Here is a 15,924-nt window from a genome sequence, read left to right on the forward strand (position 1 = left end):
ATCAGTTATACTCGATCACAGCATCGCGGCGCAGATCGCGCAGGTAACGCTGGGCTCGGCGGTTGATGCGTTCATCCTCGATCTGGCCCATGATCTGATCCACGCTAGGCCCGGCGGTTTCTTGTGGGTCATCACGGCCACACAGCATCAATACGCGAATGCCATCAGTCAGGTCGCCGAAGGGCGGGGTTGTCTGGCCGATGCTCAATTGCAGCAAAGTGCCCTGCAAGGCTTCCGGCAACTGGCGTACAGTTATTTCGTCATTGTCCACGGTGGTCGCGCCGACTGCTGCCGCATCGGCATCAGCAGTGCCGCAGCCACTCATGGCTTCGACGGCTGCGATGAACGCAGCGCCTTGGCGCTCGGCTTCGGTCTGCGATGTGCCAGGCGCGAAATTATACGAAATCTGCTTGAGACTGAGGACGGCATCGCGCGGATCGGCCATGCCGATCTGGCGCTGATCGATCATCAGCAAGATTGAATAGCCACCCGGAATTTCCAGAGGACCGACCAGCTGGCCTGCCGTCATTTGCGCGGCTGCGGCTTCGAGCTGCGGCTGCTGCAATTGTTCAAGCTGGATCCAGCCCAGATCACCGCCGACGATGGCGCTGGAGGCTTCCGAATACTGGCGCGCGTAGGCAACAAAGCTGCCGCCCTGCCGCAATTGTGCGATGATCTGCTCGGCATTCGAGCGGACTTGCTGACTGTTGACGGAGTTGGCCGACAAGAAGATTTCACCAAGACGATATTCTGTAGTGCCGCGCGATTCCTGCAAACGGGTCCACAGATCGGTCACTTCTCCTTCAGACACATTCACAAACGGCACGACATTCCGGCGGAGCAGACGTTCCCACGCCAGTTCGCCCTGGATCTGGCGTTTGATGGAGCGCGGTGACGAGCCGACAGAGACAAGGTAAGTGTCCATTTCCGCAACGCTCATCCCGCGCGTTTCCACGGCAAAGCGTTCGTAGGACGAATTCACATCCTCCTGCGTCACTTCCATGTCTTGCGCAGAAGCTTCCTGCACCTGCAAAGTTTCGTCGATCAAATTGCGCAGTACCTGCAGGCGAACGCGGGCGACTTCCTCTTCCGGAAGCGCAATTTCCTGCGCGGCAAGAATCAGCGCCAGCCGTTCGTCAATATCCGTGCCGGTAATGATATTGCCATTCACCCGCGCGGTGGCACGCCGATCATTGCGGTTTTCGGCCTGTTCCATGATGAAGGAAACATCTTCGGGCAGGTTGAAGGCATCGCTTCCCGCGACCTGCGCCAGCGCGCCAGTACTGGCCAGCGGAGCGGTAATGATGGCTGCGCCAAATCCGGCGACAGCAACCCGAAGAGCGTTTTTAAAAAGCGAATTCACGTTTTCCATAATCCTTAAGACGGCCATTTGGTCGGCCCGGCAATTGGCGCGGTAAACCGGCGCCTGTATCAGAAATGCCCTATGCCGAGATTTGGCTGAACCCTAGCTGAGCCACTTCCCCCCGCCAAGGGGAAGCCGGACGCAATACGTTCAGAACCCCAGATTTCGAAGGGAGAAATATAGGCGGAAGCTGTTGCCGTTCTCCGCATCGGCCAGCTGAATATAGTCGCGCCGCCAGGTCAACCCGAACTCCAGGCAATCGTCGGCATAGGCAATGCCCAGCCGGGTACGAAGTGGTTCGAACCCGTCAGATGTAAACGACGGGTCTTCGTCCCTGTCCGTCAGATTCACTACGGCAGAGCCAAATACGGACCAGTACCGGTCAAAAGCAAACCGGCCCGCGGCGCGCACTTCCTCGCGATCCTGCAAATCTTCGAATGTAAAGTCGATGTCACGATTCAGACGCAAATACCCGAGCTCAAGATAGGTTCTGTCCGATCCGACCGTTGCGTCCACTTCGTTGCGGCGAACAGCGAAATTGTCCTTGTCGAGGCGGAAACGGTGGGTGAACTTCAGGAAATCATTGTAGCGTACTTCGGTGCGCCCCACGAAATCAGAAAACTGCTCATTTAATCCCGTGCCGTCGGGGAATAGCGTGGGCTCATCCGTCAGGCGATATGATTGCCCGATCGAGGTGCTGAGGCGCCACCCGGGCAAATTGGCCTGCCAATCAACGCCGTAGGTAAGCCGGACACCATCTTCGACCCTGTCATATCCGGGAAAACGGTTGAGCGCGAAAAGGTTGGAGTCTTCCAGATCGATTGCGCGGGCGTCTTCGTTAGGAATATCGAGATTGCGAATCTCGGGCGCGGCCACAAGCTGTACGCGCGGGGTGAGGATCTGTGTGCCTTCGAGGAAACTGCCAATAAACGGCCATTTCACATCAACCGCAGCCAGTGCAACGCCGCGCGTCTGCCACCCGCCCTGGCCGCGATAGCTGGGATTGGATGTAAGCAGATTGCCGTTCGAGTGATACACATCGCCGCGTATCAAACCGGTAACAGTCACTTCCTGACCCCACGGCGTGATCCGCCGCAGATCCCATTGTGCGCGGCCGAAGGCGCGCTGGGTGTCCTGTCCCTCCGCGCGGGTGATGGCGAGCGTATTCGCCTGCACTTCAACCTGCCCGCCAAGAACAGGGTCCTGCAACCGGTAACGCGCATCGATCAGCGGCAGGGCGAGCGGCACTTGGCCTTGGTCGGTGCTGACAAGCAGGGCCTGCGTCGCCCAGCCGGCAATCGAGACATAGGAGTTGTCGTCGATCCGCTCGAATTCGACGGTCGAACGGATGCGGTCTTCGCGGCTGATGTCATACCGGCGCAGGAAAGTGCGATCGCTGGCGATTCGCAAAGAACCGCTTGCGGTCCAGTTTTCATCCAGCTGGAAACGGCCATTGGTGGCCAGATACCCGCGAAAATTGCTTTCCGAAGTAGGTTGGGTGGCGTTCAGCTGGATACGCGAGCCATAGGTGGCATAGCCCGTCGCTTGAAATGCGCCGTCTTCTGTCAATTGACGATAGTGCGCGGACACCATCGGCGCCGCACCGGTGTATATATATCCGGTAACAGTCAGATCGCGATTGTCTGCCAGCCTCCAGTAATAGCTATCGCTGATTTCCACCCCGTTGGATGCCGATAGACCGATGCTCGGTACCAAAAAGCCGCTGCTGGCACGGCCATCGGCGCGCACGGTGAGGCCGGGCAGTGGAAGAATCCGCGCGCCGAATATCTCCAGATAAGCACCGGAAAAGCGGATTTGCGCGCTCTCGTTATCGTAAAAAACGCGCTCTGCCGTGATTCTCCAGCTCGGACTGCGGGGGCAGCCATCGGCATCGACAACCGCGCAGGACGAATAAACCGCGCGGTCCAGCGCGATATCGCCATCTTCCGTGCGTGTGGCCTGCGCTGCGGCGAGCCGTGCACCTTGCCGGAAGGCGAGCAAAAGATTGCTCATCGCGCCCGCTTCCAATTCGTCTGTCAGCACTACGCTGTCCGTGAACAGCTGATTGCCGTCCGGATCGACCAGCCGGACAGTGCCTGTGGCGATGATTTCGCCGGTCAGGCGGTTCCAGGTGACGTCATCGGCGCGGAGTGACTGGTCGCCCGATCGCAGAATGACATTGCCGGATGCCGTCACTGTGTCGGTATTCTGATCATATTCCAGCGTATCGGCTTCAAATCCGATCTGGCGCTGGCCTGCATCGTTGAATTCGGGGATCAGTGGGCGGTCGGACTGGATAATGGCAAGGTCATTGTCCTGCGCGGCAGTCGAATCGGTTGCAGGATCACTTTGCGCATGCGCCGCGGGTGCCGCGCAGCATACTGCAACCGCGAGGGCGCAAGTCGCCGAGACCTGGCGCAACAAAGCGTGTGGCACATTTGGCAACCCGGGTAGCATGGCTTGCCTATCGCACCACGCGCTCCTAACTGCAATGTCAGCTTTGCAGGGCAGCAATTCCCTGCGCTCAGACACACAACGACAGTCCGCGGGAGCCTCCATGAACATTGAATTCCACGATAGCCTTGATGCCGCCAACACACGAATTGTTGCGCACATAGTCGAACAGGACAAGCTGCCTGGCGATCTTCCGCGTGCAGTGGCAGAGGGCGCGTCCGCATCGCGCTTCACGGGCAAGGCGGGTCAAGTCTTTGATGGCTTCTATGAAGCCGACGGCAAGGTCATCCGATTGGCGCTGGTAGGCGCGGGCAAGAAGGCAGATGCGGGCCGGATGGCCGCGCTGGAAAAGGCGGGAGCTGCGCTGACAGCCAAATACCTCATGAGCGGCGAAGAAGGCTTGGCTATTGATGTGGCCTCCAGCGGACTTTCTGCCGATGAAGCGGCTGCGGTGCTCACCGGCGCACGGCTGCGCAGCTGGCGCTGGGACACCTATCGTACGAAGCTGCGGGACGAACAGAAACGCACTTTGAAAACCATTCACTCAATCGGCGCGCCAAAGGGCATGGCGGCCGCATGGGATGATGCTGCGGCTGTTGCAACCGGCGTTGAATTCACGCGCGAGCTGGTCGCGGAACCGGCCAATGTGATCTATCCGCAAAGCTTCGTCGAACGGTGCCAGAAACGCTTTGAAGGCACAGGCGCGGTTATTCGCGTGCTGGATGAAGACGAGATGCGTACACTTGGAATGGGCGCGCTGCTCGGCGTCGGGCAAGGCTCCGCCCGGGATAGCAAGCTGCTGGTCATTGAATGGATGGGCGGCGCTGCAGGCGAGACGCCGACGGTGTTCGTCGGCAAGGGCGTGACTTTCGATACCGGCGGTATTTCCTTGAAGCCGCCTGCAGGCATGGAAGACATGAAGTGGGATATGGGCGGCGCGGGCGCTGTTGCGGGTGCCATGCTCGCAATTGCCGGACGCAAGGCCAAGGCCAACATCGTAGGCGTATGCGGTCTGGTTGAAAATATGCCGGACGGCAATGCCCAGCGTCCCGGCGATATCGTCACTTCCATGAGCGGCCAGACGATCGAAGTCATCAACACCGATGCCGAAGGGCGGCTGGTGCTGTGTGACGCGCTGACATGGGTGCAGAAGGAATATTCGCCAAAGACGGTGGTCGATCTGGCCACGCTGACTGGTGCTATGATGATTGCTCTCGGGATGGAGCACGGCGGCGTTTTCTCAAACAATGATGGGCTGGCAGATGGCTTGCTGGCGGCTGGCAAGGCGAGCGGAGACAAGCTCTGGCGTTTCCCGCTTGCTCCTGAATATGACAAGCTGATCGACAGCCCGATTGCCGACATGAAAAATGTCGGCCCGCGCTGGGCAGGCTCCATCACGGCGGCACAATATCTTCAGCGCTTTATCGAAGACGGCGTGAACTGGGCCCATTGCGACATTGCTGGCATGGTCTGGTCGGATAAGCCGGGCGCCACTTGGGACAAGGGAGCAACCGGTTACGGCGTGCGCCTGATTGACCGCTTCGTGCGCGAAAATTGCGAGAGCTGAGTGCGAAAATCATGCCCTCAAGCAGCGAAGCGATAGGGTGGATATGATGCCCTCAATTAGCGAAGCGATAGGGCGAACATAATTGGCCCAGATGCGGAAGAAATCGGACCTGCCCACCAAAACCTGCGCCGGGTGCGGGCTGCCATTCACCTGGCGCAAGAAGTGGGAGCGTGACTGGGACAATGTGAAGTTTTGTTCCGAACGTTGCCGCCGCTCAAAGGGGGCGAACACCAAATGAGGGTCGATTTCTATCTTCTTTCATCTGATCCCGCGCCTGCAGCAATCGCTCTGCTGGCGCGAAAGGTGCGCGAGGCAGGGGAGCGGTTGCTGGTTGTGGCTGAAGATCTCGACCTGCTCGAAACGACGTCAGAAGCGCTTTGGAATGCGAGCCCCGAGGCGTTTCTCGCTAATGGTATTGCGGGTGATGAACATGATGCGCGCCAGCCGATACTGCTGTCGAACGAAGTTGAGCCCTCTAATGGCGCGAGCTTTCTCCTGATAGCTGACGGTGTGTGGCGGGAACCGGAAGACAGCTTTTCAAGAGTACTCTATCTTTTTGACGATGCCACGCGCGGGCAAGCGCGCGAAACCTGGAAAGCGTTGGAAAGCCGCGATGGGCTGGAGCGCAAATTCTGGAAGCAACAGGGCGGGCGCTGGGTCGAGGGACCTTGAGCGCGATAGCAATAATGGTTCGAAAAAGATGTGATTGGAATTTATGATGCGCCGCAATTCATGCCTACTCGCACTTGCATTGCTTGCCGGGTGCGGAGCTGCCGAGTCGGAAAACTATGAAGCGCAGAGCGAGATTTCCCTCGAAGACGTTGGCGCTTCTGAAGCAGCGCTTCCTGAAGGCTTCACGCTCCCCTCAGGCACGCAGGTCGCTCAAAATACTCGAGTAAGTACGGCAAATGGCGATGGGTGGGTCATTTATCTCGATAGCGCATCGTCTCCTGAAAGCCTGGAAGAGCATTTTGCTGCCCAGGCGGAAGCCGCCGGTTTCGTTATATCGGTGGAGATGAATCAGAGCGGTTCGAAGCAGTTGAGAGGCGCTAGAGCGGACGGAATGAAATTTGATTTTGCAGCTCTGCCTCATGATGGCGGATCGAGCCGCGCCAGTCTTGCGATAGGACGCGACCGCCAAGACTAGCGCTTCGGATAGTCTTGCCGACTACTGATGCACTTGTTCGGAGGGGTTATGGGCGCTAAGGGCGCGCGCAATCACTCTATCCCAATCCTCGAAGGAAATTCCAATGGCGGTTACCCGCACGTTCTCGATCATCAAGCCCGATGCCACTCGCCGTAACCTGACCGGCGCTGTTACCAACATGCTGGAAAAGGCTGGCCTGCGCGTTGTTGCGTCCAAGCGTATCCACATGACGAAGGAACAGGCTGAAGGCTTCTACGCCGTTCACAAGGAGCGCCCTTTTTTCGGTGAGCTCGTCGATTTCATGATCAGCGGCCCGGTTGTTGTGCAGGTTCTCGAAGGTGAAGATGCTGTTGCTCGCAACCGGAAGATCATGGGCGCAACCAATCCGGCTGACGCTGATCAGGGCACAATTCGCAAGGAACTGGCTGAAAGCATCGAAGCCAATACAGTGCACGGTTCCGACAGCGACGAAAATGCCGCCATCGAAATCGCCTATTTCTTCGACGAGAGTGAAATCGTCGGCTGAAGCATACGTTTCGGCCAGGATCGGGGCACCAGGTTCCGAATCCATAAGCCGTGTGTTATAACCCCTGATAATCGTTGCGATATTTCGGCGCTTAACCGCACTATCGCACGAGTCGCGCACCTTTGCGCGGCATCAGGGGAGTAACCATGCAATTCTGGCGGCCAATAACACGCAAGGCGATCGTTCGCAGATACGTTCAGGCAATTAACGCAAAAGATCTCGGTGCAATCGAGAAACTGACTTGCCCTGATTTCAGCCTGATCGACACTGCAGGTATTGAAGTCAGCGGCAGGAAAGACTGTATCGAAGTCTTGCGCGGCCTGTCCCGTCATGCCCCGGATTATCGGATCGAAGTGAGTGCCTTGAGCAAACACGGTGACGATGTCCTGGTCAGCGGCAAGGCTCATAGCACTGTTGCAGGTATCAGGCGCGCGACCCAGTGGCGTGCGCGCTTTCGGCAACGCAAGTTGGCAGAATGGCATAGCTACGGCGCATATCCGCCCTCAACAGTTCGCGCGATACTTTCTGATGAGCAGATGCCGGACGTTATGCCAGACGCCCGTGGCTGACCGTCAAGCTTGTCAGACACCCGACTGGGCAAACGCGCGGTACTGTTTCGCATGTGCATGATGTGCGGACACTGCGGCGCGGTCATGCTCACCTTGCATGGCTGACAGCGACGAGGCGGGTAGCAGGATGCCCAGATCGCTATAGACTTGGCCGATCACGTCTTTCCAATCATCTCCCAGCGCATCAAAATCGACCGTAGTCTTCGGGCCGGTGAAATTCGCAATTGCTGCGTCCATCCTGCTTTGCCGGAGGCTGATCTTCCGACCCATTTCTGCCTCGATCCAGTCCATATCGACGTCGTCCGACTGAATGGTCATTTGATTGGCGACCAGTGAAGCTGCGCTGTTCGCTGTCTGTTGATCACACCGCTTTGTCAGGATCACCCTGGCATTAGGGAATTGCGCCAGCAAAGCAGGCAGATCTTCAGCGAATTGCGGCACCTTTAGAACGCGGGGCCGGTCTGCATTGCCATGATAGTGTGCATCGGTGCTCAATATCCGGGCGAATTCACGGTAGACCGGTGCAGGATCTCGGCTTTCGGAAAACGCGGTAAATGTCGGCACACGCCACTGCGCTTCATAGGTGCCGTGGTTCAGTGCGCAGGCCAGCCAGCCCAGCTCCTCGTCGGCGCGTGTGACTCCGAACGGATGGATCGAATCGAGCCATGGATCAAGTTTCCGGGCAAACAGCAGTGATATCGCAGACCATGCCGGCCGTGTATCCGGCCGGCGCGGGACCGGGAGCCAGCTATCGCAAAAGCGGGTGGAGGAGAATTGGGGATCGGCCGCTAACAGTCGGTGGAGCCGCGTGGTGCCGCTGCGCATCTGCCCGGCAATGATGACAGGCGCGGCGAGCGGACCACCGGCAAGGCCGGGCTGATCGCTCCACAATGCCCCCAGTTCAAGGCGCTGGCGGATGACGCGCACCAGCTGTCCATGCGCGATGGTGAGGCCAAGCGGATTTAGCTTCGCTTCTTCCGTAAGCGAGGCTGTCAGCATGGTCAGGCGCAAACGGAAATCGGCGATATCGCTTTCTGCACGAATACCGTGTTCCGCGCTGGGCGTTGCATCTTTGCACGCCTTTTCAAACAGCACATCGGGATCGAGCGTTGGCCGCGTAAGCAAGCCCTTCGACCACGCACTTTCCAACCAGCCACAAGTGCGATCAACCAGTGGGGATCGGGATAGGGGGTGCGGACGCGGGGGAGGGCTCATTGGCTAGAACTGGTCCGCAGCATCTTGCAGTTTCTTGAGGCGCTTTGGCGCAACCGTACGCCAGCTGCGACCGAGCCATTCCGCGACATTGTCCCAATCCACGCCGGGCCGGTTGAGAATGATACCGACCCAGCCGCTCGCGCCGTAGTACGCAGGTTTGTAATAGGTGCCTGGCGCGGCCTCTGAAAGGCCGACAACTTCATCCATGCCGCTGGTTTTGACGAGCACGCTGACATGTTCGGTACCGTGGAACTGATCCTGAAAATACGCGAAGTACTTGCCGGTCTTGCCGCCAGTGCGCCAGCCGGGGGAGCCGTGGCTTTCGCGCTCCTCCACTTCCGGCAAGGCGAGAGCGAGAGACTGGACGCGATCCAACAGCCAGTCTGGGCGGTATTGGCGTCCGACATATTCAGCCAACATGCGCGGGTAGAGCTGATATTCGGCCAGAATCACGCGGCTCGCCAGGCTGTCGGAGGTATCATCAGGCAAGATCGCGACCGGCATCTGCCCCAGTATCGGCCCGCCATCCAGTTCAGGCGTGACGATATGGACGGTACAGCCACCAAAGGCATCACCCGCATCAATCGCGCGTTGATGCGTGTCGAGGCCTTTGTACTTGGGCAAGAGCGAGGGGTGAGTGTTCACCATCCGGCCTTCCCAGCCTGCAAAAAAATCTTCTGTCAGGATGCGCATATATCCGCACAGCGCCAGATATTCCGCACCAGCTTCGCGCAAGGCGGCGTCCATGATTTCTTCATGGGCGCGGCGGTCCATCCCGTGATGGGCATGAGCAAAGGTCGGAATGCCTTCCGCCGCGGCAATTCCTAGTCCCGGAGCATCGGGATTGTTGCTGGCAACCAACACAATTTCGTACGGACAATCAGCCAGTTTTGCATGAAACAGCAATGCCGACATAGTAGTGCCATTGCCTGATAACAGGCAGGCTACCTTTACTTTCTCTGGCACCTTTGTCGGCCCCTTGGCATCAGCCATCGTGCCCGGCGTCCCAATCTTCGCGAGCGGACCATGTTCCGGCAGAGCCGCGCACCGTGCAGCCGCGCTGTCCCTCCACAATCTCCCCGATCCGCATTACGGTTTCACCGGCATCGCTAAGGGTCGCGGTCACGGCATCGACGTTGTCCGGCGTAACAGCCAGCACCATGCCGATACCGCAATTGAAGGTACGCGCCATTTCGCCCGGTTCGATATTGCCCTGCGACTGGAGGAAGGCCATCAGTCGCGACTGTTCCCAGGCATCGGCATCAACCACAGCGCGCGCGCCTTCGGGCAGGACGCGGGGCAGGTTTTCCAGCAAACCGCCGCCGGTAATATGGGCCAGCGCATCGATGTGGCCTGCGCGCACAACCGGCAGCAGGCTTTTCACATAGATTCGCGTCGGCGCGATCAATACGTCGATCAGCAGCCGGTCCTGATCGAACAGGGCAGGGCGGTCGAGCTTCCAGCCTTTGTCTGTCGCCAATCGCCGGACGAGCGAATAGCCGTTGGAATGAACGCCGGAGCTGGCAAGGCCAAGCAGCACGTGGCCCGGCGCAACTCTTTCGCCGGTCAATTGCTCGCCGCGTTCCACTGCGCCAACGCAGAAGCCCGCGAGGTCATAATCGCCCGCCGCATACATGCCCGGCATTTCGGCAGTCTCCCCGCCAATCAGCGCGCAGCCTGCTTCGCGGCAGCCCTCTGCAATTCCCGCGATCACGCGTTCCGCCACGCCGTTGTCCAGTTTTCCGGTGGCGAAATAATCCAGGAAGAACAGCGGCTCAGCGCCCTGTACGATCAGGTCGTTCACGCACATGGCCACCAGATCGATGCCGACCGTGTCATGCTTGTCGTTTTCGATGGCAAGCTTCAGCTTTGTGCCCACGCCGTCATTGCCAGCCACCAGCAGCGGGTCCTTGTAGCCCGCTGCTCTGGGATCGAAAAAGCCGCCGAAGCCGCCAATTTCGCCGTCTGCCCCTGGGCGCATTGTGGCTTTTACAAGTGGCCCGATCGCCTTGACGAGCCTGTTGCCCGCCTCGATTGAAACGCCGGCTTGTTCGTATGTATAAGAGGGTGTGTCAGAACTCATGGCACATGCCATAGTCTTTCGTGCTTGGATTTCCACTCGCCTTTGGGCAAAAGGCACTGGATTTCCCCCATGAGCATACTTTCCCTCCCTTATCGCCCATCGGCAAAACAGCTTCCGGCACTGATCGGAGCGATAGCTGCCGCCTTGCTGTGCGTTGTGGCGGCGGCTTCGCTGATGGCGCAAGTCTCCGGCAATCGCGGAATTGCCCCCGTCGCCAGCAGCACCGACATCGATGTTGGCGGTATCGAGGTGAACACAACCGGCGACAATGCTGAAGACGCGCGGATGAACGGCTGGAAAGAAGCGCAACGACTGGCCTGGGCAGAACTTGGCGGACCGGACATTCCCGATTCGCAGCTAGATACGCTTGTCGCCGCCATCGTTGTTGAAGAAGAAAATATCGGTCCGCGCCGTTATATCGCGCGGCTCGGCGTGATTTTCGACCGGCAGCGTGCGGGTTCTTTGCTGGGGTCGAGCGGACAGCGCGCCCGCTCTGCGCCGATGCTCACTTTGCCAACTTTGGTATCGGGCGGCACACAGACCATGTTCGAAGTGCGCAATCCCTGGCAGCGCGCCTGGGCGCAGTATCAGTTCGGGTCGAGCACGATCGATTATGTCCGCCCGTCTGGCGCTGGCGGCGAATCGCTGCTGCTGACCTATGGCCAGACCGGTCGCCGTAGCCGGGCATGGTGGAACAATATTCTCGACCAGTTCGGCGCTGCCGACGTTCTTGTGCCGATTGCCAACCTGCGCTGGGAATATCCCGGTGGCCCGGTGGAAGGACGTTTCACTGCACGTTACGGCCCGGACAATCGCTACCTGGATGAATTCACCCTGCGCGCGAACAATGAGGCAGCGTTGCCCGCGATGCTCGACCGCGCTGTGCAACGGTTCGATTCGATTTATTCTGCGGCTCTTTCTGCAGGACGCTTGCGCCCTGATCCGACGCTCTCGCTGGACAATATTGAGATCAGTCCGGCATTGCGCGCTCTGCTTGATGAAGCTCGACGTTCAGAGCAGGCAGATCGCGCTGCTGCGGCAAGCGCGGATCAGCCCGGCGAAAGCGGTGGCGCAAGTTCGACCGAAGCCGAACCACAGCCGGAGGCAACTGCGGCGGCAGCGGCAACCTTCGCTGTCCAGGTTGCCACACCTGATGCGGCATCGTTTGACAATGCGCTCTCGTTGCTGCGTGGCACGCCCGGCGTAAGCGCCGTGGCCGTCACATCCACGGCAATCGGTGGAGCGTCGGTTTTGCGCGTTACCTATGCGGGCGAGCTTTCCGCATTGGCCGGAGCCTTGCGTTCGCGCGGCTGGGCGGTGAACGAAGGGTCAAATGCTCTCGGCATTTCGCGCTAGGCGCTGTTAGGAGCGCCGCGTTGGAGCAGATCGCCCTACCTCTCAAGGCCGGAAAAGGTCCTGCGCGCATCGTTGTCGGGGCGGGCAACGCGCATGTCGCGGAGGCGCTGGGCACACCGGCAAGCTGGCCCTACCGCACTGCTGTGCTGACCGGACCGCCGCGCTCGGGCAAATCATTGTTCGCGCGCTGGTTTGCTGAAAGCGGCGCTGGTGAAGCTCTTGATAATGCGCAGACACTGGATGAGGATGCAGTCTTCCACCGCTGGAACCGCGCGCAGGAAAGCGGCACGCCATTGCTGATCATTGGCGGAGAGCCGCCTTGGGACATCGCTCTCCCGGATCTCAAATCCCGCCTTGCAGGCTCGCTTCAGATTGAAATCGGCCAGCCGGATGATGACATGGCCCGCGAACTGCTGCTGTCATTGTCGGAAGAGCGAGGTTTGCCGCTGCCAGCTGACGCGGCCAAATACCTGATACCGCGTGCCAGCCGGTCCTATGCTGATATAGAAAAGCTCGTGGCCACGGTTGACCGCTTGTCTCTTGAACGAAAGGCCCCACCTACACAGGGAATTTGGCGGGCTGCGCTTGAAGCTGTGCATGGCCCGGATGAGCCCCGCTTGCTTTGAGCGGGTTTTAATGGGAAACTGATCTCACATGTTCGAACGGCTGATCAGCTATCTGGACTCGGTCCATGAACGGGACCCGGCTCCGCGCTCTCGCTGGGAAATCCTGTTGTATCCCGGGGTTCTGGCGCTGGGCCTGCACAAGGTCGCGCACTGGCTGTTCGAAGCTGAAATGTTCTTCCTCGCCCGTTTTGTAAATCATTTCAGCCGGTTTCTCACCGCGATAGATATTCACCCCGGTGCCAAGATCGGGAAGAATTTCTTTATCGACCATGGCTTCACCGTTATCGGGGAAACCGCCGAAATCGGTGACAACGTAACGATTTACCAGTGCGTTACGCTGGGCGGTACCAATCCGACTAATGGCGAGGGGGGCAAACGGCACCCGACCTTGTGCGACAATGTGATCATCGGATCCGGCGCGCAGATTATCGGGCCCATCACCATTGGAGAACGCGGCCGTGTTGGCGCGAATGCCGTTGTAACGGACGATGTGTCCGAAGGCGCGACGATGATCGGTCTGAAGGCCCGCTCTACCCTTGTGCCTGCAGAGGACTGGGTGAAGGAATTCATCCCTTATGGTACGCCGTGTGATGACCCGTGTGAGCCTGCTGCAAGCGAGCAGGTTCAGCAGATGGAAGCGCAAATTGCGGCTTTGGCGCAGCAGGTAGAGGCTTTGCGCAAGGCCCTTCCTGCTCCGGATACCGGTTCGGGGGAGAGCGCTTCTGATCTCTTTGCCAATCGCAAGAACGGCACCAAGGATTGATGCGAGCGTCGCCTTCTGCACCGAATGTTCTGCCATTTCCTGGCAATCGCCCCCCTTCACAGATCGGTTTTGAACGGCAGGAGCTCAACCGCATTCTCGACCTCTATGGTCGCATGGTTGCAGCGGGCGAATGGCGTGACTACGCCATGGATTTTACGCGCGATTGCGCCACCTTCGCCGCCTTCCGCCGCGCCACGGAAGTGCCGCAGATGCGGATCGAGAAGCGACCCTCCTTGCGCAACAAGCAAGGTATGTGGGCGCTGTTTGGTGAACAGGGGCAGGTGCTGAAACGCGGCCATGATCTCGCAGGCGTTCTCGCCCCGATAGAGCGGCGGCTGGTCAAGGCCGTGGACACATAGAAAAGCCCGCGAGGCGCTGGCCTGCGGGCTTTCCCTATTTAATTGAAGCCGGTCAGGCCGCTTGCGGGATCACTCCGGCAACCGGTAGGCGCGCCTGCATGCCGTCAGGGAGGTTCTGAACAACAGTGCCGCGAATTGCGGGCCAGAAAGCGCTCAGCATCAGCAGGGCGGAACCGATAACCAGCGCAGTCAGCGCGACCGACAGCTCTACCATGCCGAATTCACCAAACAGCTCTGCCAGGGCGAACAGCACATAGGCGAGGGCTGACACCAACAGCGCACGCCGGTCAATTGCCAGCGCAACCAGTCCGAAGGCCAGATACACTGCCAGCACAATCACTGCGCCGCCAACGCCGACCATGCTGCCGTCCGAAATGCCAAGCCAGTGGAACAGCGGATGGGCGATCATCGGTGCAGCAAGCAAATGCAGCCAGAAAGCGACATCACTCCGGCGAGTTTCGCGCTTCCGATCGCTCATATCCCAGCGCATGGCGAAGGCAAAAATGGCGAGTCCGGCGATGAACACCAACGATAGGATCACCTGCTCCGGATCGGCAATTGATGCCGGACCAATCGCTGTGACGATCAATGCGATGGCAGATGCTGCGATTGTCGCGCTCAGGGCTGCAATCGTGATCGGGACCATAAAGCGCTTCCAGTGCAGAAACGCGCCGACTGCACCAGCAATGAAGCTGGCGGCGACCAGAGCGCCCACCAGGCGATCACTCTGATCGGCGGTCGTCTCGCTCAGAATTTCGATCGGCGCCGATACGATGCCCCCGACAAATGCCAGCATCAAGATGATAGATGGCAATGCCATTCGGCGGCGTCTGGTGAAGAACTCAGCCATGAACCATGCCACGCCTGCGACCAGGATGCCGGCCAGACCTGCCACTACCGCGCTGCCTATGCCGGCCATCGCGACCAGCAATAGAATCGCCGCAATGGTAACAAAAATATCGTTCAAGCTGTTGACAAGGCGGAAGTTTTCTTCGTCCGTCACCGGCATTTGCCGCAACTCTGCAACATGCCCCCGCAGCGCATCGGCCGCTTCCTGACTTATCGCGCCGCCCGCTACGGCATCGCGCAGGTCTTGTTCGCTATACATCGCATTCTCCCCCTGTGGGATGTCCCGCGCAGGAGATTAGCTTACTGTGTTATGATGTCAACACACCTGGGGGATTGAGCGTGTGCAGCACCGGCACCAGCTCATCGAAATGATCGATATGTGCATGGCCGCCCAATTCGCTTACGGCCACATCAAGGTAGCCGAAGCCGCAGGTGACCGTGGGATAGCCTGCAGCTTTCCCTGCACCGACATCGAAAGTCGTGTCGCCGATCATTACCGCGCTGCCGCCGCCGCAATCTGCGATCGCTGCATGGAGCATATCGGGTAAAGGCTTCGCCCTGTTGCGCCCCAATGTATCTCCGCCATAGATCGCAGAAAAGTGCCGCGTCATGCCCAATGCTTCCAGCAATTCACGCGCTGGTCCTTCGGATTTGTTGGTGCAAACCGCCAAAGTGCAGCCAAGCGAGGCAAGCTGATCCAGCGCCGCAATGCAGCCGGGATACGGTACGGTATTGTCCGAGAGATGAGCCCAGTAGAAGTCGAGCAGATCTTGCGCCAGCTTCCGGTACTCTGCATCTGCAATCATGCCGCCAGTAGCTTCCAGAGCCCGGCTGAGCATCATGTCGGTCCCGCCTCCGATCATGCCGCGCGTCGCGCTTTCCTCAACCGGACCGCGACCGATCAGGCCCAGAGCGTGGTTCACCGCCGGACACAGGTCGCGGGCGGAATCGACCAGGGTTCCGTCAAGGTCGAATAGGGCGATATCAAAAGGAAAATTGGCCATGTCGGCTGCGCAGATAGACTGCCGTATGGAAACCGCAATGATT

Annotated in this window: 17 protein-coding genes; 10 read left to right on the forward strand and 7 right to left on the reverse strand. The window is 59.1% G+C overall.

Going from position 1 to position 15,924, the window contains the following annotated elements:
- Position 1: 1 nt before the first annotated feature.
- Positions 2 to 1,372, reverse strand: coding sequence for a peptidylprolyl isomerase (locus tag AB731_RS10335; protein ID WP_047094202.1), 1,371 nt, complete (start codon positions 1,370 to 1,372; stop codon positions 2 to 4).
- Between the two features lie 141 nt (positions 1,373 to 1,513).
- The gene (locus AB731_RS10340; protein ID WP_047094201.1) at positions 1,514 to 3,820 is read right to left on the reverse strand and encodes an LPS-assembly protein LptD; all 2,307 of its coding nucleotides are present in this window, start codon (positions 3,818 to 3,820) and stop codon (positions 1,514 to 1,516) included.
- A 100-nt stretch (positions 3,821 to 3,920) separates the two neighbouring features.
- Here AB731_RS10340 and AB731_RS10345 point away from each other — a divergent pair, with 100 nt between their 5' ends.
- The 6 genes from AB731_RS10345 to AB731_RS10365 all read left to right on the forward strand — a co-directional run bounded on the left by AB731_RS10345 (position 3,921) and on the right by AB731_RS10365 (position 7,626).
- Positions 3,921 to 5,384 (forward strand): leucyl aminopeptidase, encoded by a 1,464-nt coding sequence (locus AB731_RS10345; protein WP_047094200.1) that lies wholly within the window; start codon positions 3,921 to 3,923, stop codon positions 5,382 to 5,384.
- A 91-nt stretch (positions 5,385 to 5,475) separates the two neighbouring features.
- Positions 5,476 to 5,622: a DUF2256 domain-containing protein gene (locus tag AB731_RS13835; RefSeq protein ID WP_082126457.1), complete on the forward strand. Its 147-nt coding sequence runs from the start codon at positions 5,476 to 5,478 to the stop codon at positions 5,620 to 5,622.
- Positions 5,619 to 6,056 (forward strand): DNA polymerase III subunit chi, encoded by a 438-nt coding sequence (locus AB731_RS10350; protein ID WP_047094296.1) that lies wholly within the window; start codon positions 5,619 to 5,621, stop codon positions 6,054 to 6,056. The genes AB731_RS13835 and AB731_RS10350 overlap by 4 nt, the downstream gene beginning before the upstream one ends.
- A 34-nt stretch (positions 6,057 to 6,090) precedes the next feature.
- Positions 6,091 to 6,531, forward strand: coding sequence for a hypothetical protein (locus AB731_RS10355; RefSeq protein WP_197076226.1), 441 nt, complete (start codon positions 6,091 to 6,093; stop codon positions 6,529 to 6,531).
- 103 nt (positions 6,532 to 6,634) lie between these two features.
- Positions 6,635 to 7,057, forward strand: coding sequence for a nucleoside-diphosphate kinase (gene ndk, locus AB731_RS10360; protein ID WP_047094198.1), 423 nt, complete (start codon positions 6,635 to 6,637; stop codon positions 7,055 to 7,057).
- A 146-nt stretch (positions 7,058 to 7,203) separates the two neighbouring features.
- The gene (locus AB731_RS10365) at positions 7,204 to 7,626 is read left to right on the forward strand and encodes a nuclear transport factor 2 family protein (RefSeq protein ID WP_047094197.1); all 423 of its coding nucleotides are present in this window, start codon (positions 7,204 to 7,206) and stop codon (positions 7,624 to 7,626) included.
- Positions 7,627 to 7,638: 12 nt separating this feature from the next.
- Here AB731_RS10365 and AB731_RS10370 read toward each other — a convergent pair whose 3' ends face one another.
- From AB731_RS10370 to purM, 3 genes are read right to left on the reverse strand one after another with little or no spacing between them, the layout of a single operon-like run.
- Complete coding sequence (locus tag AB731_RS10370; protein ID WP_082126458.1) at positions 7,639 to 8,841, reverse strand: sulfotransferase family protein; 1,203 nt, start codon at positions 8,839 to 8,841, stop codon at positions 7,639 to 7,641.
- 3 nt (positions 8,842 to 8,844) lie between these two features.
- The gene (gene purN / locus AB731_RS10375) at positions 8,845 to 9,834 is read right to left on the reverse strand and encodes a phosphoribosylglycinamide formyltransferase (RefSeq protein WP_047094196.1); all 990 of its coding nucleotides are present in this window, start codon (positions 9,832 to 9,834) and stop codon (positions 8,845 to 8,847) included.
- Positions 9,827 to 10,924, reverse strand: coding sequence for a phosphoribosylformylglycinamidine cyclo-ligase (gene purM, locus AB731_RS10380; protein ID WP_047094195.1), 1,098 nt, complete (start codon positions 10,922 to 10,924; stop codon positions 9,827 to 9,829). Before purM ends, purN begins: the two co-directional genes overlap by 8 nt.
- A 69-nt stretch (positions 10,925 to 10,993) precedes the next feature.
- Between purM and AB731_RS10385 the strand changes: the two genes are divergently transcribed.
- From AB731_RS10385 to AB731_RS10400, 4 genes are read left to right on the forward strand one after another with little or no spacing between them, the layout of a single operon-like run.
- Positions 10,994 to 12,280, forward strand: a complete 1,287-nt coding sequence (locus AB731_RS10385; RefSeq protein WP_047094194.1) for a hypothetical protein — start codon at positions 10,994 to 10,996, stop codon at positions 12,278 to 12,280.
- A gap of 20 nt (positions 12,281 to 12,300) precedes the next feature.
- Entirely contained in the window at positions 12,301 to 12,906 is a 606-nt protein-coding gene (locus tag AB731_RS10390; RefSeq protein WP_047094193.1) for a P-loop NTPase family protein, read from the forward strand.
- A gap of 28 nt (positions 12,907 to 12,934) precedes the next feature.
- The gene (epsC, locus tag AB731_RS10395; protein WP_047094192.1) at positions 12,935 to 13,669 is read left to right on the forward strand and encodes a serine O-acetyltransferase EpsC; all 735 of its coding nucleotides are present in this window, start codon (positions 12,935 to 12,937) and stop codon (positions 13,667 to 13,669) included.
- Positions 13,669 to 14,028, forward strand: a complete 360-nt coding sequence (locus tag AB731_RS10400; protein WP_047094191.1) for a DUF2794 domain-containing protein — start codon at positions 13,669 to 13,671, stop codon at positions 14,026 to 14,028. The genes epsC and AB731_RS10400 overlap by 1 nt, the downstream gene beginning before the upstream one ends.
- Positions 14,029 to 14,080: 52 nt before the next feature.
- On the opposite strand, the gene AB731_RS10405 is transcribed toward AB731_RS10400, so the two are convergent.
- Positions 14,081 to 15,136 (reverse strand): hypothetical protein, encoded by a 1,056-nt coding sequence (locus tag AB731_RS10405; protein WP_047094190.1) that lies wholly within the window; start codon positions 15,134 to 15,136, stop codon positions 14,081 to 14,083.
- A gap of 49 nt (positions 15,137 to 15,185) precedes the next feature.
- Positions 15,186 to 15,881, reverse strand: a complete 696-nt coding sequence (locus tag AB731_RS10410; RefSeq protein WP_047094189.1) for an HAD hydrolase-like protein — start codon at positions 15,879 to 15,881, stop codon at positions 15,186 to 15,188.
- Positions 15,882 to 15,924 lie beyond the last annotated feature (43 nt).

Origin of the sequence: Aurantiacibacter marinus (assembly GCF_001021555.1) — a bacterium.
Lineage (GTDB): Bacteria > Pseudomonadota > Alphaproteobacteria > Sphingomonadales > Sphingomonadaceae > Alteraurantiacibacter > Alteraurantiacibacter marinus.

What these genes read in the sequence shown, in the direction of transcription:
- AB731_RS10335 (WP_047094202.1), bottom strand. Translation starts at nt 1,372, where the DNA reads ATGGAAAACGTGAATTCGCTTTTTAAAAACGCTCTTCGGGTTGCTGTC.
- AB731_RS10340 (WP_047094201.1), bottom strand. Translation starts at nt 3,820, where the DNA reads ATGCTACCCGGGTTGCCAAATGTGCCACACGCTTTGTTGCGCCAGGTC.
- AB731_RS10345 (WP_047094200.1), top strand. Translation starts at nt 3,921, where the DNA reads ATGAACATTGAATTCCACGATAGCCTTGATGCCGCCAACACACGAATT.
- AB731_RS13835 (WP_082126457.1), top strand. Translation starts at nt 5,476, where the DNA reads ATGCGGAAGAAATCGGACCTGCCCACCAAAACCTGCGCCGGGTGCGGG.
- AB731_RS10350 (WP_047094296.1), top strand. Translation starts at nt 5,619, where the DNA reads ATGAGGGTCGATTTCTATCTTCTTTCATCTGATCCCGCGCCTGCAGCA.
- ndk (WP_047094198.1), top strand. Translation starts at nt 6,635, where the DNA reads ATGGCGGTTACCCGCACGTTCTCGATCATCAAGCCCGATGCCACTCGC.
- AB731_RS10365 (WP_047094197.1), top strand. Translation starts at nt 7,204, where the DNA reads ATGCAATTCTGGCGGCCAATAACACGCAAGGCGATCGTTCGCAGATAC.
- AB731_RS10370 (WP_082126458.1), bottom strand. Translation starts at nt 8,841, where the DNA reads ATGAGCCCTCCCCCGCGTCCGCACCCCCTATCCCGATCCCCACTGGTT.
- purN (WP_047094196.1), bottom strand. Translation starts at nt 9,834, where the DNA reads ATGGCTGATGCCAAGGGGCCGACAAAGGTGCCAGAGAAAGTAAAGGTA.
- purM (WP_047094195.1), bottom strand. Translation starts at nt 10,924, where the DNA reads ATGAGTTCTGACACACCCTCTTATACATACGAACAAGCCGGCGTTTCA.
- AB731_RS10385 (WP_047094194.1), top strand. Translation starts at nt 10,994, where the DNA reads ATGAGCATACTTTCCCTCCCTTATCGCCCATCGGCAAAACAGCTTCCG.
- epsC (WP_047094192.1), top strand. Translation starts at nt 12,935, where the DNA reads ATGTTCGAACGGCTGATCAGCTATCTGGACTCGGTCCATGAACGGGAC.
- AB731_RS10400 (WP_047094191.1), top strand. Translation starts at nt 13,669, where the DNA reads ATGCGAGCGTCGCCTTCTGCACCGAATGTTCTGCCATTTCCTGGCAAT.
- AB731_RS10405 (WP_047094190.1), bottom strand. Translation starts at nt 15,136, where the DNA reads ATGTATAGCGAACAAGACCTGCGCGATGCCGTAGCGGGCGGCGCGATA.
- AB731_RS10410 (WP_047094189.1), bottom strand. Translation starts at nt 15,881, where the DNA reads ATGGCCAATTTTCCTTTTGATATCGCCCTATTCGACCTTGACGGAACC.